The sequence below is a fragment of the Rhodothalassium salexigens DSM 2132 genome (genome assembly GCF_004341375.1).
Classification (GTDB): Bacteria; Pseudomonadota; Alphaproteobacteria; order Sphingomonadales; family Rhodothalassiaceae; genus Rhodothalassium; species Rhodothalassium salexigens.
Map to the genome: position 1 here is coordinate 156,836 of NZ_SLXO01000008.1, position 23,460 is coordinate 180,295.

The window sequence follows — 23,460 nt, forward strand, 5'->3', positions numbered from 1 at the left end:
GGGCGCAGGGGGAGGGAGAGGAAGGCGCCCGGGGGTGTCGCCCACGCCAGATGCTCAGATCACTGGTTGCAGATCATCGGGTCTAGATCACCGGGCACCAGGCGTCGGCGTGGGCTTGGATCTGGTCTTCGACCCAGGCGGCGAGGCGGGCGGCGTCGACTCTGCGCATCCCCGGCACCGCGTGGCCCGAGCGGGTCAGGCCGTGACGCGCTTCGCCGGCGGGGCAGGTCGCGTCGATCTGCTCGACCAGCCCGGCCAGGGCGCCCACAGCGGCGTCCAAATCGGCGTCGGTGGGGGTGTGGAAGGCTTCGGCCAGGCTGCGCGCCGGGGCCTGGCCTGCTTCCACCAGCACCAACCCGGCGCCCGCGCCGCAGGTTCCGGCGGCGACCCGCGCCACCACCTCCTTCAGCCGCCGACCGGCCCACAGCGCGTCGCCGCCGTGGCGCGCCACCAGCCGCGGCACGTCCATCGCCACATGGGCATAGTAGAGCCCGTCGCCGGTTTCCGGCGTCGGCGCCGCCTTGTCGGTCGGGGCGGTGGCCAGGTCGGCGAGGCGCGGGCGCACCGGTTCGGCGTGAACCATGAACGCCGGGGCCACCCGCACCGCCGCACCGGCGGGGTCGGCGGCGTCGGCCAGGGCGATGCCCCAGCGCCGGGCCAGCGTCTCCGGGGCGATCCGGGCGCGCAGGGCACCGCCCATGGGCACCCGCTCGACCGGGCCGGCAGCCCCGCCGTCGGTCGCGCCAGAGGCGGCATTGAACACATCCAGCACGTGAAGTTGCATCGTGATCGCAGCGGTCATCGGCCGTCTCCTTCGATCCTGTCCGCCGGTCGCCCGGCACGCGGGGGAGGTGGTGTCGTCGATGGCACCACCGACCGTCTCGGCTTCAGAAAAACATTTCTGTCGTCGTCATCTTCTATAGCAAAGCTTTCATTGATTTTCACCTATTTTTTTGTTTCAGGCTCATAATGTGTAGAACAATTTTCTCAGGCTCCGGGCCTGGGGCGGGCGGCCGTGTGCCTAGCGATCAGGCTGTATCCCGCCGCCCGGAGACGGGCCCCGGCTCGGGCACAGCTTCGGATACCGGCTCGGACCGGGTCACAGCTAGGGGCACGGACGGAAATCCGGGCAGGGCCGGCGAAGCGTTGACGCAGCGGGCCCCTTGATTCCGATGCTATACCCTGGCAGGGTATGCGGTATCGCTTAACTGGCCGCCCCGTCGAGACCGTTTCATGCCGTTTTCCACCGTCAGCGTTTCAATCCGGCGCTTCGTTGCCGTGCTGGTGGCCTGGCTTGTCCTGGCCGCGCCGGCGCTGTGCGACTGCGGTCCGGCCCATGGCCATGACCATGGCGGCGCGTCGCCGGTGGGCGAGGCCATGGCGCTGTCGGCTGGTCCGTGCGACGCCGGGACCGTGTGCCCGGCGATGGCGGCGGGCGGGCCCGGGGCGCCTGCCGGTCACCCCATGACCGCTGCCGGGATGGCCGCTGCCGGGATGACCGCCTGCGACGGCGATGGCTGCGGCCTGTGTGCTGCGGACATGCCACAGTGGAGCGGCCCGGCCGAGCGGTCGGGCGATCCGTTCTGGTGGGGCGCGGGCGGTATGGCCGTCCTGGCGGGGGGCGATGCGTCGCCGCGCGCCGTCGCCGGCCCCGGCGGGGTGGCGCCGCCCGCCGGTCCGCCGCCCCGGGTGCCCGAAACGCTCGTCGCCCTTTCCGTTCTTCTGCTGGCGTGACGCCCCTGCGCTGACGTCTGCCGTCGGTCGGTGCCGATGCATCGCCGGCGCCGAGGCAGTGTCTGCGGCCTTTGCGTCGCGCGTTCAGGTGCAGGAGATATGGATGAGTGAGCAACGAAACCGGCCGCCGTGGCCAGGGCGCGGCGCGGCGCCTTATGACCGTCCCAACCCGGTTCCCCCCGCAGATCGTCGAGCGCCTGACCGGCTTGCCCGGCGGCGCGCGCCCGGCGGTCCCGGGGCGCGCCCCGGCTTTGTCGGATCGGCCGCTGCGGCGGTGCTGCTGGTCGGCGCCCTGGCGGTGACCGCGACGCCCGCACAGGCCGAGCCCGGGACCAATCCGGCCGCCCCGACGCCGGGCGAGCCGGTGGCCGAACTGGCCGCCCAGGCCGCATCCCGCCCGGCGTCGGCGCCCGCCCCATCGGCGGCGGTGCCGGTGCCATCGGCTGCGCCGGTCGAGGCGCCGGCGCTCGGTCTCGACGACGCGGTGGCGTTGGCGCTGGGCCGGGAAGAGCCGCGCGTGGCGGCGGCCCGGGCACGCGCCCGGGCGCTTGATGAGCGCGCGGTGGCCGAGGGCCAGTTGCCCGACCCCGAACTGCGCGTCGGCCTGGCCAACATGCCGGTGGACAGTTTCGATTTCGACCAGGAGCCGATGACCCAGGTGCAGGTGGGCGTGCGTCAGGCGTTCCCGCGCGGTCGCACCCTGGCCGAAACCCGCGCCCGCACCGACGCCGAGGCCGAGGCCAGCCGCGCCCGCGCCCGGCTTGAACGCCGCCGGGTGGTGCTGGAGACCCGGCTCGCCTGGCTCGAACTGGCCTATTGGCTGACCGCCCGCCGGATCGTCGACGACCAGCAAGCCGCGGTCACCGAGTTGGTGCGCGTGATCGAGACCGCGTTCGCCACCGGCACCGGCAGCAACCAGGACCTGTTGCGCGCCGAGTTGGAACTCAGCCTGCTCGACGACCGCGCGGTCGAGGTGGCACGCCGGATCGAGACGGTGCGCGCCGACTTGAGCCGCTATGTGGGCGCAGCGGCGGCGCGGCCCTTGCCCGATGCGCTGCCGACGCTCAGCCCGCCGCCCGACCGGCGGCTGATCGCCGAGGCCCTGGCCCGCCACCCGCAGGTGACCGCCCTTGACGCCCGGGTGGACGCGCGCGGGCGCGACGTGGCGATCGCGCGCCAGGCCTATAAGCCGCGCTGGGCGCTCGACCTGGCCTATGGCGCGCGGGTCGGCGGCCGCGCCGACTTCGCCTCGGTGGGGGTGACGCTCGACGTGCCGCTGTTCACCGACCAGCGCCAGGACCGCCGGCTGGCCGCCGCGCGCCAGGACCGCCAAGCCGCCCGGCTCGACCGCCAGGCGGTGCTGCTCGACCTGCGCCAGCGATTGGACCGCACGCACGCCGCCTGGATGCGGCTGGGCCAGCGGGTCGGGCTTTATGAACGGGTGGTGCGCGCGCGCGCCGACGCCAACGCCGACGCCGCCCTCGACGGCTACCAGAACCAGGTCGCCGACTTCGCCGAATTGATCCGCTCGCGCCTGGAAGCGCTCGACACCCGGCTGACCCTGCGTCGGCTGCGCACCGACCGCGCCAAGGCCCAGGCCGAGCTTCTCTATCTGGCCCAGGGAGACGGGCAATGAAACGCATGATGACGATGGTGGCCACGCTGGCGCTCGGCGCCGCGCTTGGCTTTTCGCTGGCCTGGGTCCTGCCCTGGGGCGCGACCGGCAGCGGCGACGCGCGCGGCGGGGATGCGGGCGGCGCCGGTGAAGGCAGCGGGGACGACAAGGAAATCCTCTACTGGGTGGCGCCCATGGACCCCGACTATCGCCGCGACGAGCCCGGCAAGTCGCCCATGGGCATGGACCTGGTGCCGGTCTATGCCGGCGAGGAGCCCGGCGCCGGCGGGGCGGCGACCAGCTCGGTCCAGATCGACCCGCGGGTGGTGCAGAATCTGGGCATCAAGACTGCCGACGCGCACGCCGGCCGGCTGCGCCCGACCATCGCCACCCTGGGCCGCCTGACCGTCGACGAAACCGCGGTCGCCGACATCCATCTGCGATCGAGCGGCTGGGTCGAGCGCTTGGTGGTGCGCGCCACCGGCGAACCGGTCGCACGAGGCGACCTGCTGGCGAAGGTCTATGCGCCGGGGCTGGTCAACGCCCAGGCCGAGTTCATCCAGGCGTTGAGCAGCGGCCGGGCGACGGTGATCGAGGCGGCGCGCGACCGGCTCGCCTCGCTCGACATCCCCGACTATCAGATCGCCCGGGTCGAAGAGACCGGCAAGCCGCAGACCCTGATCGACGTGATCGCCCCGATCGACGGCGTGGTCACGCGCCTCGGCGTCGCCGACGGCGACTATGTGCGGCCCGAGACCGAGATCATGGCGCTGGCCGACCTGTCGACCTTGTGGCTGATCGCCGACGTGTTCGAGGCCCAGGCGCCGTTGCTGGCGACCGGCGCGGCGGTCACCGCCCGCGCGACCTTCGACCCCGACCGGCGGATGTCCGGCCGGGTCGACTATATCTATCCCGAACTGGACCCGGTGACCCGCACGGTGCGGGTGCGCGTGGAGGTCGACAATGCCGACGGCCAGTTGAAGCCGGGCATGTATGCCTCGGTCACCATCGACGGCCGGCGTCGCGCGCCGGCGGTGCTGATCCCGCGCCTGGCGCTGATCCGCACCGGCAAGGCCGACCGGGTGATCCTGGCCCTGGGCGACGGGCGCTTCCGCCCGGCCGAGGTGCAGGCCGGCATCGGCGACGGCGAGATGGTGGAGATCCTGGCCGGCCTCAAGCCCGGCGAGCGGGTGGTCACCGGCGGCCAGTTCCTGATCGATTCGGAAAGCAGCTTCGCCGGCGCCGAGGTGCGCCTCGCCAGCGCCGAGGGCGCCGACCCGGCGGCGTCGATGACCGATATGCCCGACATGACCCATGACGCCATGGATCACGGCGCCATGACCCATGATGCCGGCGACCGCGCCAACGGCTCGGCCGCGCCGCCCCAGACCGCCGCGCGCGTGGTCGAGGTGCGGCCCGGGGCGCGGACCGTGCGGCTCGACCACGGTCCCATCGAGGCGTTCGCCATGCCGGGCATGGTCATGGACTTCGCGGTCGCCGAGGGTGTCGACATGGCCGCCCTGACCGCCGACGCGCGGGTGCACGTGATCCTGGCCCGCCAGCGCAACGCCGACGGGCTCTATGTGATCGAGGCCGTCCACCCGATGGCGGCGGAGGCGGGTCAATGATCGCCGCGTTGATCCGTTGGTCGATCGCCAACCGGTTTCTGGTGCTGCTGATGTCGCTGCTGGTGCTGCTCGCCGGTCTGGTCGCGGTGCGCGAGACGCCGCTCGACGCCATTCCCGACCTGTCCGACGTGCAGGTGATCGTCAAGACCAGCTATCCAGGCCAGGCGCCGCAGGTGGTCGAGGACCAGGTCACCTATCCCCTGACCACCGCCATGCTCGCGGTGCCCAAGGCGGTCAATGTGCGCGGCTATTCGTTCTTCGGCGATTCCTATGTCTACATCATCTTCGAGGACGGCACCGACCTTTATTGGGCGCGCTCGCGGGTGCTGGAATATCTGGCCCAGGTGTCGGGCCGGCTGCCCGACGGCGCCGAACCGTCGCTGGGCCCGGACGCCACCGGCGTCGGCTGGGTCTATCAATATGGGCTGGTCGACCGCACCGGCGCCCATGATCTGGCCGAACTGACCAGCCTGCAGAACTGGTTCCTGAAGTTCGAGTTGCAGAGCGTGCCGGGGGTCGCCGAGGTGGCGACCATCGGCGGCATGGTGCGCCAGTATCAGGTCACCGTCGACCCCGACGCCCTGCGCGTCTACGACCTGACGCTGGCGCGGGTGGCCGAGGCGATCCAGAACGGCAACAGCGAGGTGGGCGGTTCGGTGCTCGAACTGGGTGAGGCCGAATATATGATCCGCGCCCGCGGCTATGTGGACGAGGTGGCCGACCTTGAGACGATCCCGGTGGGCCGGCAAAGCGACGGCACGCCGGTGCTGCTGGGCGACGTGGCGAGCATCGACCTCGGCCCGCAGATGCGTCGCGGCGTCGGCGACCTCAACGGCGAGGGCGAGGTGGTCGGCGGCGTCACCATCATGCGCTGGGGCGGCGATGCGCTCGCCACCATCGACGGCGTCAAGGCCAAGCTCGCCGAGCTTGAACGCAGCCTGCCCGAAGGCGTCGAGATCGTCGAAACCTACGACCGCTCGGGCCTGATCGGGCGCGCGGTGGAGACCTTGACCCGGGCGCTGGGCCAGGAATTTCTGATCGTCGCGCTGATCTGCGCGGCGTTCCTGTTGCACCTGCGCTCGTCGTTGGTGATCGTGCTGACCCTGCCCCTGGGCATCCTGGCGGCGTTCATCGTCATGAAGATCCAGGGCGTCAACGCCAACATCATGTCCTTGGGCGGCATCGCCATCGCCATCGGCACCATGGTCGACGGCGCCATCGTGATGATCGAAACCCTGCACCGGCACATGGAACGCACGCCGGTGACCAAACAGAACCGCTGGGACGTGGTGTCGCGCGCCGCTGAAGAGGTCGGCCCGGCGATCTTCTTCTCACTGATCATCATCACCATCAGCTTCCTGCCGGTGTTCGCGTTCGAGGCCCAGGAAGGCCGCATGTTCAAGCCCCTGGCGTTCACCAAGACCTATGCCATGGCGGCCTCGGCGATCCTGGCGGTGACCTTGACGCCGGTGCTGCTTGGCTATTTCGTGCGCGGGCGGATGCGGCCCGAACACAAGAACCCGATCACCCGCGGGCTCGGCTTCGTGTTCCGGCCGCTGATCGACCTGGTGGTGGCCCGGCCCTGGGCGTTGTTGGCGCTCAGCGTAGCGCTCGGCGCGACCGCGCTCTATCCGCTCCACCGCCTGGGCTCGGAGTTCATGCCGGCGCTCGACGAGGGCGATTTTCTCTATATGCCGAGCGCCTTTCCCGGCATCTCGATCGGCGAGGCGCGGGCGTTGCTGCAACAGACCAACAAGATGATCAAGTCGGTGCCCGAGGTGGCCACGGTCTATGGCAAGGCCGGCCGCGCCGACACCGCCACCGACCCGGCACCGCTGACCATGATCGAAACCACCATCCAGCTCAAACCCCGCGACCAGTGGCGGCCGGGCATGACCATGGACAAGATCCGCGCTGCGCTCGACGCCGCGGTCACCGTGCCCGGCATCTCCAACGTCTGGATCATGCCGATCAAGAACCGCATCGACATGCTGGCCACCGGCATCAAGACGCCCTTGGGCATCAAGGTGGCCGGCGACGACCTGGACCAGATCGCGCGGCTTGGCGAACAGATCGAGCGCGCCTTGAAGGACCTGCCCGGCACCGCCTCGGTCTATGCCGAACGGGTGGTTGGCGGGCGCTATATCGAGGTCGATGTGAAGCGCCGGGCGGCGGCGCGCTATGGCATGAACGTGGCCGATGTGCAGCGCATCGTCGGCTCGGCGATCGGCGGCGCCGATATCTCGCAGTCGGTCGAGGGGCTGGAGCGCTATCCGATCAACCTGCGCTATCCGCGCGACTATCGCAACTCGCTCGACCGTCTGCGCACCCTGCCGGTGGTCACGCCGACCGGCGCCCATGTCACTCTGGGCGATCTGGCGACCCTCGCCATCGCCGACGGGCCGGGCATGATCCGCAGCGAGAATGCGCGGCTCAACGGCTGGATCTATGTGGACATCGCCGGGCGCGACCTGGGCTCTTATGTCGCCGAGGCGCAGCAGGTGGTGGCGCGCGAGATCGACCTGCCGACCGGCTATTCGCTCGGCTGGTCGGGCCAGTTCCAGTATATGGAGCGCGCCCAGGAGCGCCTGACCCTGATCGTGCCGGTGACCTTGGCGCTGATCGTGGTGATCTTGTTCCTGGCGTTCGGCCGGCCGCAGGAGGTGGCGCTCATCCTGGTGTCGCTGCCGCTGGCGCTGGCCGGCGGGGTCTGGTTCCTCTATGCGCTCGACTACAACCTGTCGATCGCGGTCGGGGTGGGCTTCATCGCGCTGGCCGGGCTGACGGTGGAAACCTCGCTGGTGCTGTTGACGTTCCTCAACAGCAGCGTCGCCGACGCCCGCGCCGCAGCGCAGTCCGAGGGCCGCGCGTTCGGCCCGGCCGACCTGGTGGCGGCGGTGCGCGAGGGCACGCTGTTGCGCCTGCGCCCGATCCTGATGACCGACGCCACCGTGGCGGCGGGGCTGGCGCCGATCATGCTCGGCCAGGGCAGCGGCTCGGGTGTCATGCGCCGGATCGCCGCGCCCATGGTCGGCGGTCTGGCCAGCGAGTTGATCGTCACCCTGGTGGTGCTGCCGGCGCTCTATCTGGTGTGGCAGCGCTGGGTGCTGGCCCGCTCGGGCAAGCCGGCGATGGTGTTGCAGGGGGCGTCGGGGGGCGTTGGTGACACCGTGTCCCGTGACGCTTGAGCCCGGTTGCGTTAGGCTCTGGCCCCTGGTGCAGCGACTTGAAGCGAGAGGACGGAGCCTATGGCGCAGAGCACAGCGACCCGCCGCCCCGCCGCGACTGCCGACCGGGGCAAGCCCCTGGGCAAATCCGGTGCCAAACCCCGTGCCCAATCCCGGGGCAATAGCCGCACCGCGCTGGTCTTCGGCGCCAGCGGCACGGTCGGGCGGTTTTTGGTGCCGCGGTTGGTCGACGAGGGCTACCGGGTGCGCGCCGCGGCGCGCGGTCGGGCCAAGCTGGCCGCCGAGGGCTGGCACGACGTGGACACCGTCGCCGCCGACGCGCTGCGGCCGTGGACGCTCGACGCCGCCCTCGACGGCGTGTCGGTGGCCTTCTATCTGGTCCATTCCATGGGCGTCGGCGCCAGCTTTCCCGAACGCGACCGCCGCGCCGCACGCCACTTCGCCGCAGCGGCCGCGCGCGCCGGCGTCGAGCGGATCGTCTATCTGGGCGGCGTGACGCCCGAGGGCCAGGGCTCGGCGCACCTGTCGTCGCGGGTCGAGACCGGCGACATCCTGCGCGACGGCGAGGTGCCGGTGGTCGAGTTGCGCGCGCCGGTGATCGTCGGCCCGGGCTCGGTGGCGTTCGAGGTGGTGCGCGACCTGGCCGCCCATCTGCCGGCGGTGGTGGCGCCTCGGGAGGTGTTCTCGCTGTCGCCGCCGGTGGCCATGGCCGATCTGGTGGACGATCTGGTGGCCCTCGCCGAGGCGCCCCAGGCCGCCGGCCAGATCTACGAGACCGGCGGACCCGACCGCATCGGCTATGACACCATGATCGCGGAAATGGCGCGCGCCCTGGGCCGCGACGAGCCGCGCCTGTTCACCAGCCGGCTGATCCCGCCAGACCTGGCCGGGCTCGCCATGCCGGTACTGACCGCGACGCCGGCCAATGTGGCGCGCGCGCTCCTCAGCGGCATGAAGTACGACTTCTCCGCTGACGACCGGGGCTTGCGCGACCTGGTGCCGCGCGAACCGCGGACCTTCGCCGAAGGCGTCGCCGACGCGCTGGAGGCCGAACGGCGGATCGTCGCCACCGACCGGTTCCGCGAAGGCGCCTTCAACCTGCGCGGCGAGCGCCACGACATCGGCTTTTATGCCAAGACCATGACCCGCGCGGTCGAGACCGACGCCACGCCGGCCGAGGTCTGGCAGGTGATCGAGGCGTTGGGCACCGCGCGCGCCGGCTATTTCTTCCTGTCCGTCGGCTGGCACTTGCGCCGCCAGGTGGACCAGGCGCTCGGCAACGAGCCCGCCGGCCCGCGCCCGGCCCCGGGCCCGTTCGAGCCCGGCGAGCGGTTCGACATTTTCGAGGTGCTGGCGGCCCGCGCGCCCGACGCCGGCGGCGGCGAACCGGGCCGGCTGACGCTGTTCTCCGACGCCATCGGCCCCGGGCGCGGCGGCCTGGAGATTGAGGTGCGCGCCAGCGAAGACGGCCGCACCCGGCTGAGCGCCATGCTGTTCTGGCACCCCGCCGGGCCCGCCGGCCTGCTTTACTGGTATCAACTGGGCCCGGCGCACGGCGTCATGCTGCGCGGCATGGTCAAGGCGATCGCCGAACACGCGGCCCAGGGCGGCTGGTACGAAGACCCGGCCGACGCCGGGCCAATCGATGCCGGACCGGCCGACGACGCGCTGCCCGGTGCGGCGCCGATTTGACGCCGGGCGGGCCATGTGCCGCGGGGTCGGGGGCGACCCGGCCGTCGACAGGCGGCCTTGGGGCGGTTAAAGGCTTAAGCCGCCAAACGGGAGGCGTGGCGGCGCGGGCACGCGCAAGCTGAGTGAGGGAGTAGCGCGATGGCGCGGGATTACAGCCACTATCGGTCGTTCAAGTACAAGGCCGGCGGCGCGGCACGGACGCGCGCGCCCCAGGATCTGGTCTGGGAGGTGGTCGCCGGCATCGGCGGCGAGGACCGCTATTACACCATGAACTATCTGTGGACCGTGCGCGAGATGATGGACGCGGCGGTCGGCGGGCCGGGCATGCGCCGGACCCGCCCGGTGGGCCATGAGCCGCGCCCGGGCGACCATATCGACAGTTGGGAGGTGTTGGTGGCCGACCGGCCGCGCCGGCTGGCGCTGATCTTCGGCATGAAGGCGCCGGGCCGCGGCGTGCTGGAATTCGACCTGGCGCGCCTGCACGGCCGCACCCGCCTGACCGCCACCGCCTATTGGCAGCCCGATGGCTTTTCCGGCCTGCTCTACTGGCGCGCCATGCAGCCCGCCCATCTGGTGTTGTTCGACCGCCTGACCAGCGAAATCTGTCGGCGCGCCGAGGACCGCGCGCGCGACCTGCCGCAGCCCGCCGGGGCGGCGCCCTTGACCTCGATGCCCGAAGACGCCACCGGCTGAGCCCCGGGGGTTGAGCCCCGCGCCCCGCGCCCATCGGCGCCGCCGGCGCGCCGCTACGATGCCGGCGACGACGGGGTCGACGGAGACGGTGCCGACGAGGGGGCCGGCGGTGCGTCCGGGTCGCCGGTTGCCGCTGCCGCCTGCAACGCCGCGCCCAAGGCGTCGAGCACCGGCTGCCACGAGCCCGTCGGCCTGCCGAACACCCGCAGGCCCGGAATATGGGCCGGGCGCTCGCTCTCGTCGCCAAACTGCCAAAACTGGGGCAGGGTGCAGACGATCCAGGTCGGCCGCCCGGCGGCCAGCGCCAGCATCTGCGTGGCGATGCCGGGCCCGATCACCACATCCATCCGGGTCATCAACGCCAGATTGGCCTCGATATCCTGCTTGAGGTCGACGCCCGCCACCACGTCGAGCGGCACCCCGGCGAGGCGCGCCAGTTCGTCGGTTTCGGCGGCGTCGGCGCCATATTGCAGCGACACGAACTGGCACGCCTCGCCGCCCACCGCGCGCATCACCCGCGCAGCCCCCGGTACCCCGATATAGGCCGGCGTCGTCGCCCGACCGACGCGGCCGCTGCGCCACGACAGGCCGACGCGCAGGCGCCCCTCGGCCGGCGGCAACTGGCGCTCCAAACGCGCGGCAAGGTCGGGGTCGGCGCCCAGATAGCCCGTGGGCCAGGCCGGCAGGGCGGCGGCGTCGGGCCAATAGAGCCGCGACAGCGAGCCCGCCGGGATCGCGTGGTCCACCGGCCAGTGGCCCGCCGCCACGGCCTGTTCCAGCCTGGGCAGGCGCCGGCGCCGGTGGCGGCCGTCCATGGCGTCGACGAAGCCCTCGACCCAGGCGTCGGGGAAGGCGCGGGCATAGGCCGGCACCAGGCGCGGGTCGCAGCCGATGGCCAGCCGCGCCGCTTCGCCCGCCAGACGCGGCACATGGTGGCCGAACATCATCTCGTCGCCGAGGCCCTGTTCGGGCAGCACCACCACGCTCTTGCCCGTCAAGGGCTCGCCCTGCCAGCCCGGCAGCGTGTCGGCATAGACGGCGGTGCGCGTCGGCCCGCGTCGCGGATCGAGCCGGTGCTCATAGGCCGCCCAGCCCGCGCCCAAGACCCCGCGCGGGATCAGGTAGAGCGCGTGGTTGAGGTGCAGGGCCGGGTCGTCGGGGGCGGCGGCAAGCGCCCGGGCGTAAAGCGCGCGCACCTCGCCCGGGTCGGCGCGGCGGGCGGCCGCGTCATGGGCCTTGGCCTCCAGCGCCGGGGCGTGGGCGGGGGCAAGGCTCAGCGCCTGGTCGAGCAGGGCCATGGCGCGGTCCCGGTCGCCCAGTTGGTAGCGGAACAATTGCGCCGCCTCGCACAACAGGTCGGGGTCGGCAAGGCCCTCGGCGCTGGCGTGGCGGAAAGCCTCGTGCGCGGTATCCAGGTCGCCTTGCCCGCGCGCGACGCGGATCATGGCGGTCAGCGTGGCGGTACGGTCGCCGCCCTCGGCCAGCGCATGTTTGAGGAATTTGAGCGCCAGGGGGCCGGCGCCCTGATGCTCCAGGAAGCGGGCGGTGAAGCGCAGGATCTCGTCGTCGAGCGGCCGGTGCCGGCGATAGGCGGCGAGCGCGTCCGACACCGCGGCGATGTCGCCGGTGTCGGTCAGCGCCGCGAGCCAGCGCCAGAACGCCGCCCGGTCGCCGGGCCGGGCAGCCCATGCCTGCGCCAACGCGGCCACATCCGGGGCGGCGGCGGTGGCGGAGGCGCCGTTGGCGGTGTCCGCGCCGGGTCGGTGGTCGGTCATGGCTGCGCTCCCCCTGGAACCTGACGGGTTGGGCCGGTTCGGTTTGGTCGATCTGGCGGCGGTTCGGCCGCCCGGCGCCTTGCGTCGCGACACCGGGCGGCGTAGTGCCTTTGTGAGCGTCGGGGCCGGCCAGGGCAAGCCCCGGCGCCGCCAGGATAGGCGAGACGGGGGCTGGGCACATGGACGAAACCGACCGGCAAGCGGTGGACGCACAGGGCGGTAGCGCGCCGCCGCTGGGCCTGTTCACCACCGCCAAGGCATTCCAAGGTGCGGAAGGCACCCACCAGACCCTGGCGCTCAAGAGTTGGGCGGCGCTCGGCCTGCCGGTGGCGCTGATCGGCGACGATGCCGGCACGGCGGACGCCGCCGCCGCCTTCGGCTTTACCCATATCCCCCTGGGGCGGCCCGGCCGGCCGCGCCTCGACCATCTGTTCGCCGAAGCGGCCGCCGCCCTGGCCACGCCGGCGCTTTGCTATGCCAATGCCGACATCGCGCTGCACCCGACGGCGGCCGCACCGCTTCGGCGGCTGGCCCGCGAGGCCGCCCGGCGGCCGCTGCTCGGCGTGGCGCGGCGGCGCAACCTGCCGTTTCCGCGCCGGTTGGCGGCGGGGGCGGACGGCGTCGACGTGACCCGGCTGATCGAGGACCTGGACGCCCGCTACGGCACCTGGGGCGGCGCTACGTCGATCGACCTGGTGTTGTTCAGCGCCGGCCTGTTCGACGCCATGCCGGCGCTTGAGGTGGGGCGCATCGGCTGGGACCATTGGGCGCTGTGGGCGGCGCGCGACCAGGGCGCCTGGGTGGTCGATGCCTCGCACCGCATGGCCCTGTATCACCCGATCCACGAATATGGCGCCGGCGGCGGCGGCTTCGACGCCTATTGGAGCGACGCCGGTGCGGTGCGCAACACCGACCTGGTGGCCGGCCGGCGCCTGACCCTGGACGAGGCGGCGACCCATTTCCTGCTGGGCGACGCCTGTGTGGCCGTTGGCGAGGCGCCCGCCGAGGCCGCCGAGGCGCTGACCCCAGACCCCGACCGGGTGGTCGCCGGCGGGCTCAAGGCGCTGGCCGATTTGGGCGCGGAATGGGCGGCGGCCGACGCCGCGGCGGCCGAGACCCTGCGCCGGCCCTTGGTCGATCTGGCGCGCTTCCTGGTGATGACCGCCGGGGGGTTTGTGCCGTTTTCCGATCCGCGCGACGTGGCCCGCCTCGGCGCGCCGGAGCGCCTGGCCGCCCTGCGCGCCCTGGCCCCGGCCAAGGCGGCAGAACAACTGGAAGACGCGCTCGCCGCCGACCTGCTGGCCGTCCTCGGCCGCCACCGTGCGGCCGGCCGGCCGCTGCTGATCCACGGCTCGGGCGCCTATGGCCGCCGCGCGCTGGCGCTGCTCAAGCGCTCGGGGCTGGACGTGGCGGGGTTCGTCACCCCGGCGGCCTATCGCGGCGCGCCGAGCCTCGACGGCCTGCCGGTCCATGAGGCCGAAGCGCTCCAGGCCGCCGGGCCCGAAACCGGCCTGCACGGCGACACCGCACCGGCGATCCTGGTGGCGTCGAGTGCGGCCGCGCGGGTGATCGAAACCTATCGCGCCGCGGGCTTCGCGGTCGGCGACCGGGTGCTGGTCTAGCCGGCGACGGCCCCCCGGCATCCGGTATGGGGTGGCTCAGCAGATCACGTCGCGGCGCAGCACATAGCCGGCGGCCTCATAGTCGTCGAGCAGCAGGGCATAGCTCGACGCGATGATCACGAACGGCCGCGCCTTGGTGCCAAGGCGCGCGGCCGCCGCCTCATCCAGCGTTTCAGCCGGCAGTACCGGCAGCCCGTTCAGGGTCTCGGCGGCCATATGGGCGCGCGGCGTGACGAAGCCCCGGGGCCGGTGGCCGGCCTCGATCAGCAAGGTCAGCGCGCGCCGCCCGGTGGCGCCGGTGCCGTGGATCAACACCGGGCGCCCGGCCTCGGCCGCCGTGGCGGCTCCGGTCAGCACCTCGTGGTTGAGCCCGCGTTCGACCCAGTCGATCACCGCGTCGCGCGACAGTGTGTGCGCCTGGGCCCAGAACGCCCTGTCGACCAGGGGCGCGGGGTCGGCCAGTGGGGTTACCGGCACGAACCGCTCGCCGCCCTGGGCCAGGATCTGACACAATAGCATGACCCGCTGGTCGCTGCCCGGTTGGCCGACCAGGGTTTGGAGGGTGGCGACGATGTCGATGCCCTGCGTTTCGGCCATGGCTCAGCGCGCCTCGGCGGCGAGGGCGAAGAACCGCTCGGGCGCCAGCCGCTCGAACCGGTCGAGCTTGGAGGCCGGGTTGCAGTTGATCACACGCGCGCCCAGCGCCTCGGCCGCCGCGGCGGTGTCGCCCCACGCCTCCAGGTGCAGGTCGCGGCCCGGATTGGGCACATGGTAGAGGTCGCCGGCCTGTTGATAGTCGGCGAAGAAATAGTTCGGGTTTTGCTCCGGCGTCTGGGTGGTCATCAGCACATTGCCGCTGACCGTCTGGGCCACGTCGAGCGGCTGATAGTCCAGGTCGACGCCGAACAGCGCCACCGTCTTGTAGCCCAGCAACATGGCGATGATCGCCGCGTGGCTGCCGGTGGTGATGGTGGCGTAGCGTTCCAGGATCGGGTGCTGGCGAACCAGCCGTTCATAGGCCACCACCCGCTCGGCCTGGGGCGTGCCGGTCAATTGGCTGGCCAGGTTCATACGCACGAAGAACTGTCGGATGCCGAGCGTGTCGGCGCGCGCCAGCATGGCCTCGATCGCGTCCTTGTGCGACAGCCCGACCACGGTGTCGAGACAGGCGTAATAGGTCGGATGCCAATCGATGCGTTGCCAATGGCGATAGGCGGCGTTGAAGCCGAAGGTGTGGATATGGTCGCCGAACGCGTGCAGGTCGATCTGGGCCAGCGACGGCCCATTGCCCAGTATCGCCGCCACCGGCTGCTGCCAATCCTCCATGCGCCTCTCCCCCTTTGGTTCGCGCGCGCCGGTTTGGTTCGCCTGCGCTGCGGCCCCCGCGACCGAGGCAGCGTTTGCGATCCCCTTGGCACTGCGCGCGATTATGCTAGCGTGGCGTCGGGCGACCGGTAAAGGGGCCGTGGAACAAGGGGCTTGCGCGTCCCGCCGGCCGAGACGCCGACCGCCCGCTGCCCACCCCCTGTCGAGGCTCCCCCTCAAGGCGTCCTTGAGGGGCCCCACCAAGGACCCGGCCCATGGCCCGCAGCCGCCCCGCACTGGTCTATCCGCGCACCGCCCACGCCCATCTGGACGAAACCCGCGCCCTGGCGCGGCTGTTGGCGGACCGCCCGGCGGGCTCGGTGATGGTCGATGTGGGCGCCCATGTGGGCGGCGCGCTGGCGCCGTTCGCGCGCCTTGGCTGGCAGGTTCATGCCTTCGAGCCCGACCCCGACAACCGCGCCAAGCTGGTCGAACGCTTCGGCAGCGCCGAGCGGGTGGTGATCGACCCGCGCGCGGTCGGCGCCGAACCGGCCGCAGACGTGGCCTTCTACGCCTCGCCCGAGAGCACCGGCGTCAGCGGCCTGCACGCCTTTTTGGACAGCCACGCCCCGCGCGGCCGGGTCGACGTGACCACGGTGGCCCGGATCGCCGACGAACGGGGCTTGAGCGCCATTGAGTTTCTGAAGATCGACGTCGAAGGTCACGACCTCGACGTGCTGCGCGGGGTGGCGTGGGACCGGCTGCGCCCGGCGTGCATCGAATGCGAGTTCGAGGACAACAAGACCCGGCCGCGCGGCCACACCGCCGGCGACATCATCGCCTTCCTCGCCGAGCGCGGCTATGCGGTCTATGTGAGCACGTGGCACCCGATCATCCGCTACGGCATCCGCCACGACTGGCACCGTCTGACCCCGGCCGCCGACGGCCCGCCGCCGGGCGACGCCTGGGGCAATCTGCTGGCGTTTCGCGACGACCCCGGCGGCCCGGCGGTCGCCGACGCCTTCGCCGCCGTGCTGACCACCGCACCCGACGCCGCGACCGACTGATTAGCCCCCGCCCAGGCGGGTCAGCAGCTGACGCCAGCGACCGCGTATCCCGCGTCCGCGCAGGCGCAGGGCCGGCGGCAGGCGGCGGCCGAGCGACCGGCCGCGCCCCTGCACGGTCAGGGTCGCCAGCAGCGCGTCGCGCAGCGCCGGGCCGCCGGGGTCGTCGCGAAACGCCAACAGCGTGCCCCAGGCGGCCTCGGGGCGCGGCGCGTCGGGCTCGGTGCCCAGCGCCACCAACCCCTGCCAATAGGCGTGATAGCGGGTCGAGCGCGGCGCGTGCCACAGGCTGGCATAGAGCGCATAGTCAGCGTCGGCCAGGCGCGCCATGGCGGCCGCCCATTGGTCCGCCTGGTCGTCTCCGGTGCCGTGCAGGTGCAAGGCCAGCGCGCGCGGCCTTGGTCGGCGTGCCAGCGCGGCGTCGAGCGCGGCGACCAGCGGCCCGGCCTGGTCCGCTGTGCCGGTGCCGGGCGGGGGGCGGTCGCCGGCGGTCTCCCCCGCCGCTTCGCCGGTGATGCGCAGCAGGTCGAGCGGGGCCTGGCTCGACGCCGGCCGGTGCTGCCAGCGCCCCTGGGGCAGGGTGGCGGCGGTGCGGTCGGGGCCCAGCGGCCGGTCGAGCCGGGCGAGCGTCGGTTGCCGGGCGAACGGCGTCCGTCGCACCAGGCCGGCCAGCCGGTCCAGCGCGGTCTGCGGGGCCGACGGCGCCCGGCGGTCGGGGGCTTGCGACAACAGCCGGTGCAGGGCGGCGGGCTCGTTGACCCAGGCGCCGGCGGTCAGCGGGGCGGCGGCGGTGGCGGCCATGGGCCGGCTGGCGGCGTCGACGGTCATGGCGGCGAAGCGCGCCCGGATGCGGTGGATGTCATAGTCGGCGAAGGCCAGCGCCCGGCCGCGTTCGCCGAGCGTGCGGCGGTGCCAGTGGTTGATCACCAGGTCGCGCAACAGCCCGGTCAGCGCCACAGGGTCAGGCGCCGCACACCAGGCGCCGGCGCGGCTTTGGGCGACGATCTGCCCGGTGGCGGTGTCCATGGGGCCATGGAACAGCAGGGCGGCTCCGCTGGCCAGGCATTCGGGCAGCTTGTTGGCCACCGAATAGCGGGTGTAGCGCTGCGACGCGTCGTCGAAATTATAGGCGATAAGCGCGATGTCGGCGCCCTGGAGCCAGCGCCGGTAGCCGCGCCGGCTGAGCGTGCGCCGGATCACCCGGCTGTGGTCAAGCGGCGCCAGCGTGCTGGCCACCTGGCGATACCAATAGCGCCCGGTCTTGATCTCGAAGCGCACGTCGAGCCCTTCGCCGGCCAGCCGCTCCACCGCGTCGGCCACGCGCAGCACGCTGTCGCGGTTCATGTTGGCAGCCAGCGCGCCGCCATAGCGCACCAGCACCGGGCCTTTCTTGTCTTCGGGCGCCGGCGGGGCCGGCCAGTGCGCGCGGTCGACGCCGTTGGCGAACGCCTCGAAGGGCAGGCCATAGCGCGCCTCGAACGCCTCGGTCATGGCGTCGCCGATGCTCAACCGCCGCACCGAGCGCGCCAGCAGCCGGTGCAATTCGGGGGCGAGGCGCGCATATTGAGCCGGGTCGTCGACGCGCAGCCGCTCGGGCCAGTCGTCCATGATCCAGGTGACCACCGGCAGGCCCAGGCTGTGCACCAGGTCCATGGCGATGGCGTGGAACACCGGCTGGTCGGGCACCGGGCGGACGACGATCAATTCGGGCGCGAAGGCCAGGAGCCGGTGCAGCACGCCGAGCGGCAGCCGGTCGTCGTCGGTCGCCACCCGTTGCCACAGCCGGCCGTGGCGCACGCCGATGAAGCCCGGCTCGGCGACGAAGATCTGAAACAGCCGGTTCGGCCCCCACGGCGCGAACAGTGTCGCCTTCAACTCGCCGGTGGCGGTGGCATTGCCGATCCGCGTCGGGTCGAGCAGCAGGATGCGCGGCAGGCGCGCCGGCAGCGCCGGGCTGGGCTCGGCGTCGGTTTCGCCCCGGGGGGCGGTTTCGGTCTCCGGCCCGGCGCCCGGTCCGGTCTCGTCACCGGGGGTAGAAGTAGGCGTCTCGTCGCCGTGCGGATAGCTTGCGGTGTTCATTATTGCCCCGATAGGTGCCCCAGTACTGCATCAGCCGGAACAGGACCACCTCGCCCGCGGTGTGCCAGAACACGCGATCCTGCACCGCCTGCGCCCAGTCCAGGAACACGGCGGAAAAGAAATAGCGCACCACGTCGCCGAGCCCAACCTGCACCTCCGGCATAATGCCCTGAAGCGCCACCGCCTCGCGTTCGTAGCGGGTGCGCACCTTGTGCCAGCTTTCCTCGTGAATGTGGGTTACCGCCGCGTCGGCCACATAGCCCACGCGCGCCCCGGCGGCGAGCAGGCGCTTGGCCAGGTCCATGTCTTCGAGCCCGGTCAACTGTTCGTCGAAGCGGTGCTCGGCCCACACCGAGCGCAACAGCGCGGCATTGGCGTTGTTGCAGAAGAAGCCGTCTTGCGGCAGCGCCGAGGCGGCGGGGAAATACTTCGCAAACAGCCGGGTTTCAGAGTATTTCGACCGGTCGTGGCCGACCTGACGGCCGTAGGTGTAGGCGATGCGGTCGCGGCCCAGGGGCGCGATCAGCCGGGTCAGCCAGTCGCCGCCTTCGGGGATGCAGTGGCCCGACAGAAACACCAGCACGTCGCCGCGCGCCGCCGCACAGCCCAGGTTGAGCGACCGGCCGAACGAGAAGTCCTCCTTGGCGATCGGGACGATGCGGCAGCCATGGGCTTCGGCGATGGCGCGGGTGGCGTCGGTGGAACCCGAATCCACCACGATGGTCTCGACCCCGCCGGCCGGCGGCGTCTGGGCCGCCACCGCGTCGAGGGCGGCGGGCAGCCAGGAGGCTTCGTTAAAGGTGCGGATGATGATGCTGGCGTCCATGACCGCTTTCTCTGGGGCCGGGTTTTGACCGTTGGCGGGTGGTCGGCCGGGGTCGGCGGGGCCGTCCTTGGTGGTCTAGCGCTCGGGGGTTAAGAGCGTGTTGAGATCGACGCGGACGCGGAACAAGGCGCCGTCGTCGTCTTGTGGTTGGGCCAGCCCCACCGCCGCCGAGGTGACGTAAAGCGTGCCGGCGTCGGCGAAGGCGCAACTGGTGGGCCGGCGCGCGGGCACGGCGATGCGCGCCAGGGTCCGGCCGTCGTCGGGCGCCAGAACCACCACACAGCCGCCGTCCCAGAGCGCCACCCACAACCGCCCGGCCGCGTCCACGGTCATGCCGTCGGGTGCGCCGTCTGCGGGGTCGAAGGTGCGAAACGGGCGTCGCGCGGCCAGCGAGCCCGGCGCCCAGCCCGGCGCGCGGTCGATGCGCCGGCGGGCGCTGTCGGTCACATAGGCCACGCCCCGGCGGGTATCGAAGGCCGGGCCGTTGGTAACCCGGTACCCGTCGGCCAGGGGCTCGAAGCGGGCCGCGCCGGGCGTCCAGCGCACCCAGCCGCCCAGGTCGCGGGCCTCGGCGTCGTCCATGGTGCCGGCCCAGATGGCACCGTCGGGCGCGCGCTTGGCGTCGTTGAAGCGCAGGCCCCGGTCGCGGGCGAACGGCGCCGGCGCCAACGGCCGGTCGAGGTCGAGCGTCGGCGCGCCGTCGGCCGCCCCGGGGCTCAGTGCCGCCAGCCCGGCGTCGGTCAGCGCCAGTAGCCGGCCGGGGCCGTCGGCGACCAGTGCGGTGGTGCGCACCGGCAAGGGGTGGCGCCAGCGGCCGCCCGTTGCGGGCTCGAAGACCAGCAGCGCCCGGCCCTTGATATCAAGCCAGTAAAGCCGCGCATCGTCGCCCGACCAGACCGGGCTTTCACCGAGCACGGCACCGGCGGCCCACAGCCGCTCGACGGTCGCGCCGCGGCCGGTCATGCCGGGTCGTGGAGCCGGGCCAGCACGCCGCCGTCGAGGCTTAGCGTGGTGCCGGTCATGAACCCCGCGGCCGGTGAGGCGAGCCAGACCACCGCGTCGGCGACCTCGCGGGGGCGGGCGATGCGTCCGGCGGGGTGGGCTTGGGCCAAGGCGGCGCGGGCGTCCGAGCGGCCGGCGAACCCGGCCTCCAGCATCTCGGTCGCCACCGCCGCCGGGGCCAGGGCGACCACGCGCACGTCGGGGCCCAACTCCACCGCCAGCGCTGCGGTCAGCCCGTCGAGTGCGGCCTTGGACGTGGCATAGGCCCAGAAGCCGGGCTTGGTGGCGCGCGCGTGCACGCTGGTGATGTTGACGACCGTGCCGCGCGCGGCGCGCAGGCCGGGCAGGGCGGCACGCACCAGCGCCACGGGCGCCGCCAGATTGACCGCCAGGGTTTCCTGCACCTGGGCCCAGTGGAGCGCGTCGACGGCGCCCAGATGCTGGACCGCGGCATTGTTGACCAGCAGCGCCGGCGGCGCGGCGGCGAGCGCCCGGGCCAGCGCTTGGGCCTCGGGCGCGCCCACCGGGTCGGCGGCCAGGCGCGCCAGGTCGAGGCCCAGAAAGCGCCCGCACACATCGCCCGCGGGCGCCGGCACGCCCGGCCGGTCGATGCCCAGCACGGCGTAGCCGGCGGCGCTGAGCGCGCGCCCGATGGCTTGGCCGATGCCCCCGGCGATGCCGGTAACCAGTGCGCAAGGCGGCGAGGCGGGGGCCGGCGGGTCGGTTGCGGGCGCGGTGGCCGGGTCGGTTGCGGGCGCGGCGGTCATCCGTCGATGCCCAGATAGCCGAACAGGGTGTCGATCGCCTGGTGCGAGACGCGGTCGACGGCGTCGGCGGTGTTCGAGGCATTGTGCGAGCCGAAGACGCAGGCGTCGAAGCGGCGCAGCGCGGCGTCGGCGGCCAGCGGTTCGTGTTCGAACACGTCGAGGGCGGCGCTGTGGACCACGCCTCGCTCCAGGGCGGCGACCAGCGCGTCGGTGGCGATCACCGGGCCGCGGCCCACATTGACCACCCGGACGCCCGGTTTCAGCCGCTCGATCAGCGCGCGGTCGAACAGATGGTGGGTCGTTTCGGTCAGCGGGCAGGTGAAGACCAGAAAGTCCGCCTCGTCCAGCCGCTCGGGCCAGCGCGCCGGGGTCACGTCGAGCCCCGGCTGGGCCGCGAACGCCGGGTCGTAGGCCAGCACGCGCATCTCGGCGGCCAGCAGGCGCCGGGCGGTCTGCCGGCCGATATCGCCGAACCCCACCAGCGCCACCGTGCGCCCGGCCAGCGACAGGCCGCGCGGCTTGGGCCAGGCGGCGTCCTGGCGGATCGCCCGGTCGATGGCGACGGTGTGGCGGGCCAGCGCGGTGACGTAGTGCATGGCGATGTCGGCGACCTCGCGGCCGAACACGCCGGGGGTGTTGGTGCAGTCAAGCCCCAGCCGGCGGGCGGCGGCGAAGTCCACATTGTCGGTGCCGACGCCCCATTTGACCGCCGCCTTCAGCCGCCCGGCGGCCCCGGCTTCGAGCACCCGGGCGGTGGCCGGGTCGTCGCCGATGATCCAGCCGTCGACCCCCGGCAGCCGGGCGATCAGCGCCTCCTCGGACAGGGTTTGCACCACATGGGCCGCGTCGAGGTCGACGCCGGCGCGGGCGAAGCGGTTGCGAAACGCGTCGATCATGCCCAGCATGGGCGGGCAGGTGACCAGCACCCGTGGGGGGGCGGCGGTCATCGCCGGGGCTCCCGGTGTGCGGCAGGGCTGTCAGTATCGCGCGCGGGCGCGCCGGCCGGGGCGCCCGCGGGGGGGGCGGCGGCCTGGGCGCGCTGGCGGTAGAGCAACAGCGCTTCGGCCATGGCCCAGTCGTCGGCGTCGTCGATGTCCACCGCCTCGACCTTGGGCGTCTCGACCATCTGCGGCCGGGCGCCGATGCGCGCGCCGGTGGCGGCGAAGCTCTGGGCGGTGAACAGGTAGAAGTTGGAATTCTCCTCGTAAAGCGGCGCCAGGTCCTGGGTCGGGATCAGATGGTCGGGGTCGTGGTTGAGCGGTGCGCCGTCGGCCGCATAGAGCCGGGTCTGCAACCGGGTCACCGCGAACAGCGAATCCGCCGTGCCGTCGCGGCGCACGGCGGCGAAGCGGTCGATGGCGCGGGCCAGGGTCGCCGCCGACAGCAGCGGGTTGGTGGTGTGGGTCATCAGATAGGCGTGCGCCGGGCAGGCGGCGATGTCGTCGGCCAGCACCTTGTTCATGCTCACCGCGTCGCCGCACAGGTCGGCCCGGCGGTCGCGGATCAGCACCCGCCCGCCCGCTTCGAGCCCGGCTTGGGCCAATTGCGCGCGCGCGTCGGTATTGATCACCACCCGCGCCACGGCGGGCAGGGCGAGCAGGCTGTCGAGCACCCAGCGGAACAGCGGCTTGCCGGCGATGGTGCGGAAATTCTTGTTGGGCACGCGCGCGCTGTGCGCCTTCATGGGCAGCAGGGCGACCAAGGCGGGCGGTGTTTCGGGCGATATGGGGGGTGGGTCGGTGGGCAATTTGTCTGGCATGGGCGATCTGGCGGTTGGGACGGATGGAACCGTTTCAGAGCCTAGCGTGGCGCCGGCCAAATGCAATTTTCGATTGCTGTCGAAGGTGGTTGGGCCGGGACTGCCGGGTCGGGTCCCAGATGCCCCTTGCGCCCCAGCCCAGAAACGGTTAGAGACAGCGCCGCTGGTTTAGGCACCCGTAGCTCAGCTGGATAGAGCGCTGCCCTCCGAAGGCGGATGTCAAGTCTGGCGAAGATTGAAGGTGCCGGTAAAAGGAATTGACTAAACAAGGGCTTGAGCGGATGTCGGGTTCGCTCTTCAGGCCAACGAAAATCTCGCGTAAGCATGGCGTAAGCATCTCGCGAACGGTATGCACCCGTAGCTCAGCTGGATAGAGCGCCGCCCTCCGAAGGCGGAGGCCAGAGGTTCGAATCCTCTCGGGTGCGCCACTCCTTTTTCTCCGGTACAAAAATCCCCTAAGAGCTTGAAAGGTAAGGTCAAATTCGCGGTTCGAAATCCTTCATTCCGGGCAAAACGAAGTTTGTCCGCGAAGGTGAGTTTCAGCACCGCGCGCTTGTCCTCAATACGCTCGGAACGCCAGAGTTTCTGCGGGTTTGATAAGAACTGCATGGCGGTTCGAAACGACTCCTCGAAGGCATCGCCTTTCGAGGCAACCAAATCGCTCGTATGAGCGATTTTTTCTTCTAAAAGAACCTTTTCAGATTTCAGCTT

Annotated in this window: 18 protein-coding genes and 1 tRNA gene; 9 read left to right on the plus strand and 10 right to left on the minus strand. The window is 72.2% G+C overall.

From position 1 onward, the window contains the following. Window positions 1-82: 82 nt before the first annotated feature. Window positions 83-802 (minus strand): hypothetical protein, encoded by a 720-nt coding sequence (locus EV659_RS11145; protein ID WP_132708959.1) that lies wholly within the window; start codon window positions 800-802, stop codon window positions 83-85. Window positions 803-1,233: 431 nt separating this feature from the next. Here EV659_RS11145 and EV659_RS11150 point away from each other — a divergent pair, with 431 nt between their 5' ends. The 6 genes from EV659_RS11150 (at window position 1,234) to EV659_RS11175 (ending at window position 10,550) form a co-directional block, all read left to right on the plus strand. Then, a complete protein-coding gene (locus tag EV659_RS11150) occupies window positions 1,234-1,734 on the plus strand; it encodes a hypothetical protein (RefSeq protein WP_132708960.1) in 501 nt (166 codons plus the stop codon). Between the two features lie 103 nt (window positions 1,735-1,837). Next, window positions 1,838-3,370: a TolC family protein gene (locus EV659_RS11155; protein WP_132708961.1), complete on the plus strand. Its 1,533-nt coding sequence runs from the start codon at window positions 1,838-1,840 to the stop codon at window positions 3,368-3,370. Further along, window positions 3,367-4,977, plus strand: coding sequence for an efflux RND transporter periplasmic adaptor subunit (locus tag EV659_RS11160; RefSeq protein WP_132708962.1), 1,611 nt, complete (start codon window positions 3,367-3,369; stop codon window positions 4,975-4,977). Before EV659_RS11155 ends, EV659_RS11160 begins: the two co-directional genes overlap by 4 nt. Continuing rightward, complete coding sequence (locus EV659_RS11165; protein ID WP_132708963.1) at window positions 4,974-8,165, plus strand: efflux RND transporter permease subunit; 3,192 nt, start codon at window positions 4,974-4,976, stop codon at window positions 8,163-8,165. The genes EV659_RS11160 and EV659_RS11165 overlap by 4 nt, the downstream gene beginning before the upstream one ends. A gap of 60 nt (window positions 8,166-8,225) precedes the next feature. Then, window positions 8,226-9,857: a DUF2867 domain-containing protein gene (locus EV659_RS11170; RefSeq protein WP_132708964.1), complete on the plus strand. Its 1,632-nt coding sequence runs from the start codon at window positions 8,226-8,228 to the stop codon at window positions 9,855-9,857. Window positions 9,858-9,995: 138 nt separating this feature from the next. Beyond that, the gene (locus EV659_RS11175) at window positions 9,996-10,550 is read left to right on the plus strand and encodes a DUF2867 domain-containing protein (RefSeq protein WP_132708965.1); all 555 of its coding nucleotides are present in this window, start codon (window positions 9,996-9,998) and stop codon (window positions 10,548-10,550) included. Between the two features lie 53 nt (window positions 10,551-10,603). On the opposite strand, the gene EV659_RS11180 is transcribed toward EV659_RS11175, so the two are convergent. Then, a complete protein-coding gene (locus EV659_RS11180) occupies window positions 10,604-12,325 on the minus strand; it encodes a tetratricopeptide repeat protein (RefSeq protein ID WP_132708966.1) in 1,722 nt (573 codons plus the stop codon). 179 nt (window positions 12,326-12,504) lie between these two features. Between EV659_RS11180 and EV659_RS11185 the strand changes: the two genes are divergently transcribed. After that, complete coding sequence (locus EV659_RS11185) at window positions 12,505-13,947, plus strand: hypothetical protein (protein ID WP_132708967.1); 1,443 nt, start codon at window positions 12,505-12,507, stop codon at window positions 13,945-13,947. A gap of 36 nt (window positions 13,948-13,983) precedes the next feature. Here EV659_RS11185 and EV659_RS11190 read toward each other — a convergent pair whose 3' ends face one another. Together EV659_RS11190 and EV659_RS11195 are read right to left on the minus strand one after the other, a co-directional pair. Then, a complete protein-coding gene (locus tag EV659_RS11190; RefSeq protein ID WP_132708968.1) occupies window positions 13,984-14,544 on the minus strand; it encodes a hypothetical protein in 561 nt (186 codons plus the stop codon). Between the two features lie 3 nt (window positions 14,545-14,547). Continuing rightward, window positions 14,548-15,273: a hypothetical protein gene (locus EV659_RS11195; protein WP_132708969.1), complete on the minus strand. Its 726-nt coding sequence runs from the start codon at window positions 15,271-15,273 to the stop codon at window positions 14,548-14,550. 254 nt (window positions 15,274-15,527) lie between these two features. Between EV659_RS11195 and EV659_RS11200 the strand changes: the two genes are divergently transcribed. Then, window positions 15,528-16,319, plus strand: a complete 792-nt coding sequence (locus EV659_RS11200; protein ID WP_132708970.1) for an FkbM family methyltransferase — start codon at window positions 15,528-15,530, stop codon at window positions 16,317-16,319. On the opposite strand, the gene EV659_RS11205 is transcribed toward EV659_RS11200, so the two are convergent. The 6 genes from EV659_RS11205 to EV659_RS11230 form a co-directional block, all read right to left on the minus strand. Continuing rightward, a complete protein-coding gene (locus tag EV659_RS11205; protein ID WP_132708971.1) occupies window positions 16,320-18,395 on the minus strand; it encodes a glycosyltransferase family protein in 2,076 nt (691 codons plus the stop codon). Then, the gene (locus EV659_RS11210; protein WP_132708972.1) at window positions 18,340-19,221 is read right to left on the minus strand and encodes a glycosyltransferase family 2 protein; all 882 of its coding nucleotides are present in this window, start codon (window positions 19,219-19,221) and stop codon (window positions 18,340-18,342) included. The genes EV659_RS11205 and EV659_RS11210 overlap by 56 nt, the downstream gene beginning before the upstream one ends. Before the next feature lie 75 nt (window positions 19,222-19,296). After that, window positions 19,297-20,184, minus strand: coding sequence for an SMP-30/gluconolactonase/LRE family protein (locus tag EV659_RS11215; protein WP_132708973.1), 888 nt, complete (start codon window positions 20,182-20,184; stop codon window positions 19,297-19,299). Continuing rightward, entirely contained in the window at window positions 20,181-20,990 is an 810-nt protein-coding gene (locus EV659_RS11220) for an SDR family NAD(P)-dependent oxidoreductase (RefSeq protein ID WP_132708974.1), read from the minus strand. The genes EV659_RS11215 and EV659_RS11220 overlap by 4 nt, the downstream gene beginning before the upstream one ends. After that, the gene (locus tag EV659_RS11225) at window positions 20,987-21,937 is read right to left on the minus strand and encodes a phosphoglycerate dehydrogenase (RefSeq protein WP_200288059.1); all 951 of its coding nucleotides are present in this window, start codon (window positions 21,935-21,937) and stop codon (window positions 20,987-20,989) included. The genes EV659_RS11220 and EV659_RS11225 overlap by 4 nt, the downstream gene beginning before the upstream one ends. Then, window positions 21,934-22,749: an acylneuraminate cytidylyltransferase family protein gene (locus tag EV659_RS11230; protein ID WP_200288057.1), complete on the minus strand. Its 816-nt coding sequence runs from the start codon at window positions 22,747-22,749 to the stop codon at window positions 21,934-21,936. The genes EV659_RS11225 and EV659_RS11230 overlap by 4 nt, the downstream gene beginning before the upstream one ends. Window positions 22,750-23,100: 351 nt before the next feature. Between EV659_RS11230 and EV659_RS11235 the strand changes: the two genes are divergently transcribed. Then, a tRNA-Arg gene (locus EV659_RS11235) sits at window positions 23,101-23,177 on the plus strand. Window positions 23,178-23,460: the final 283 nt, after the last annotated feature.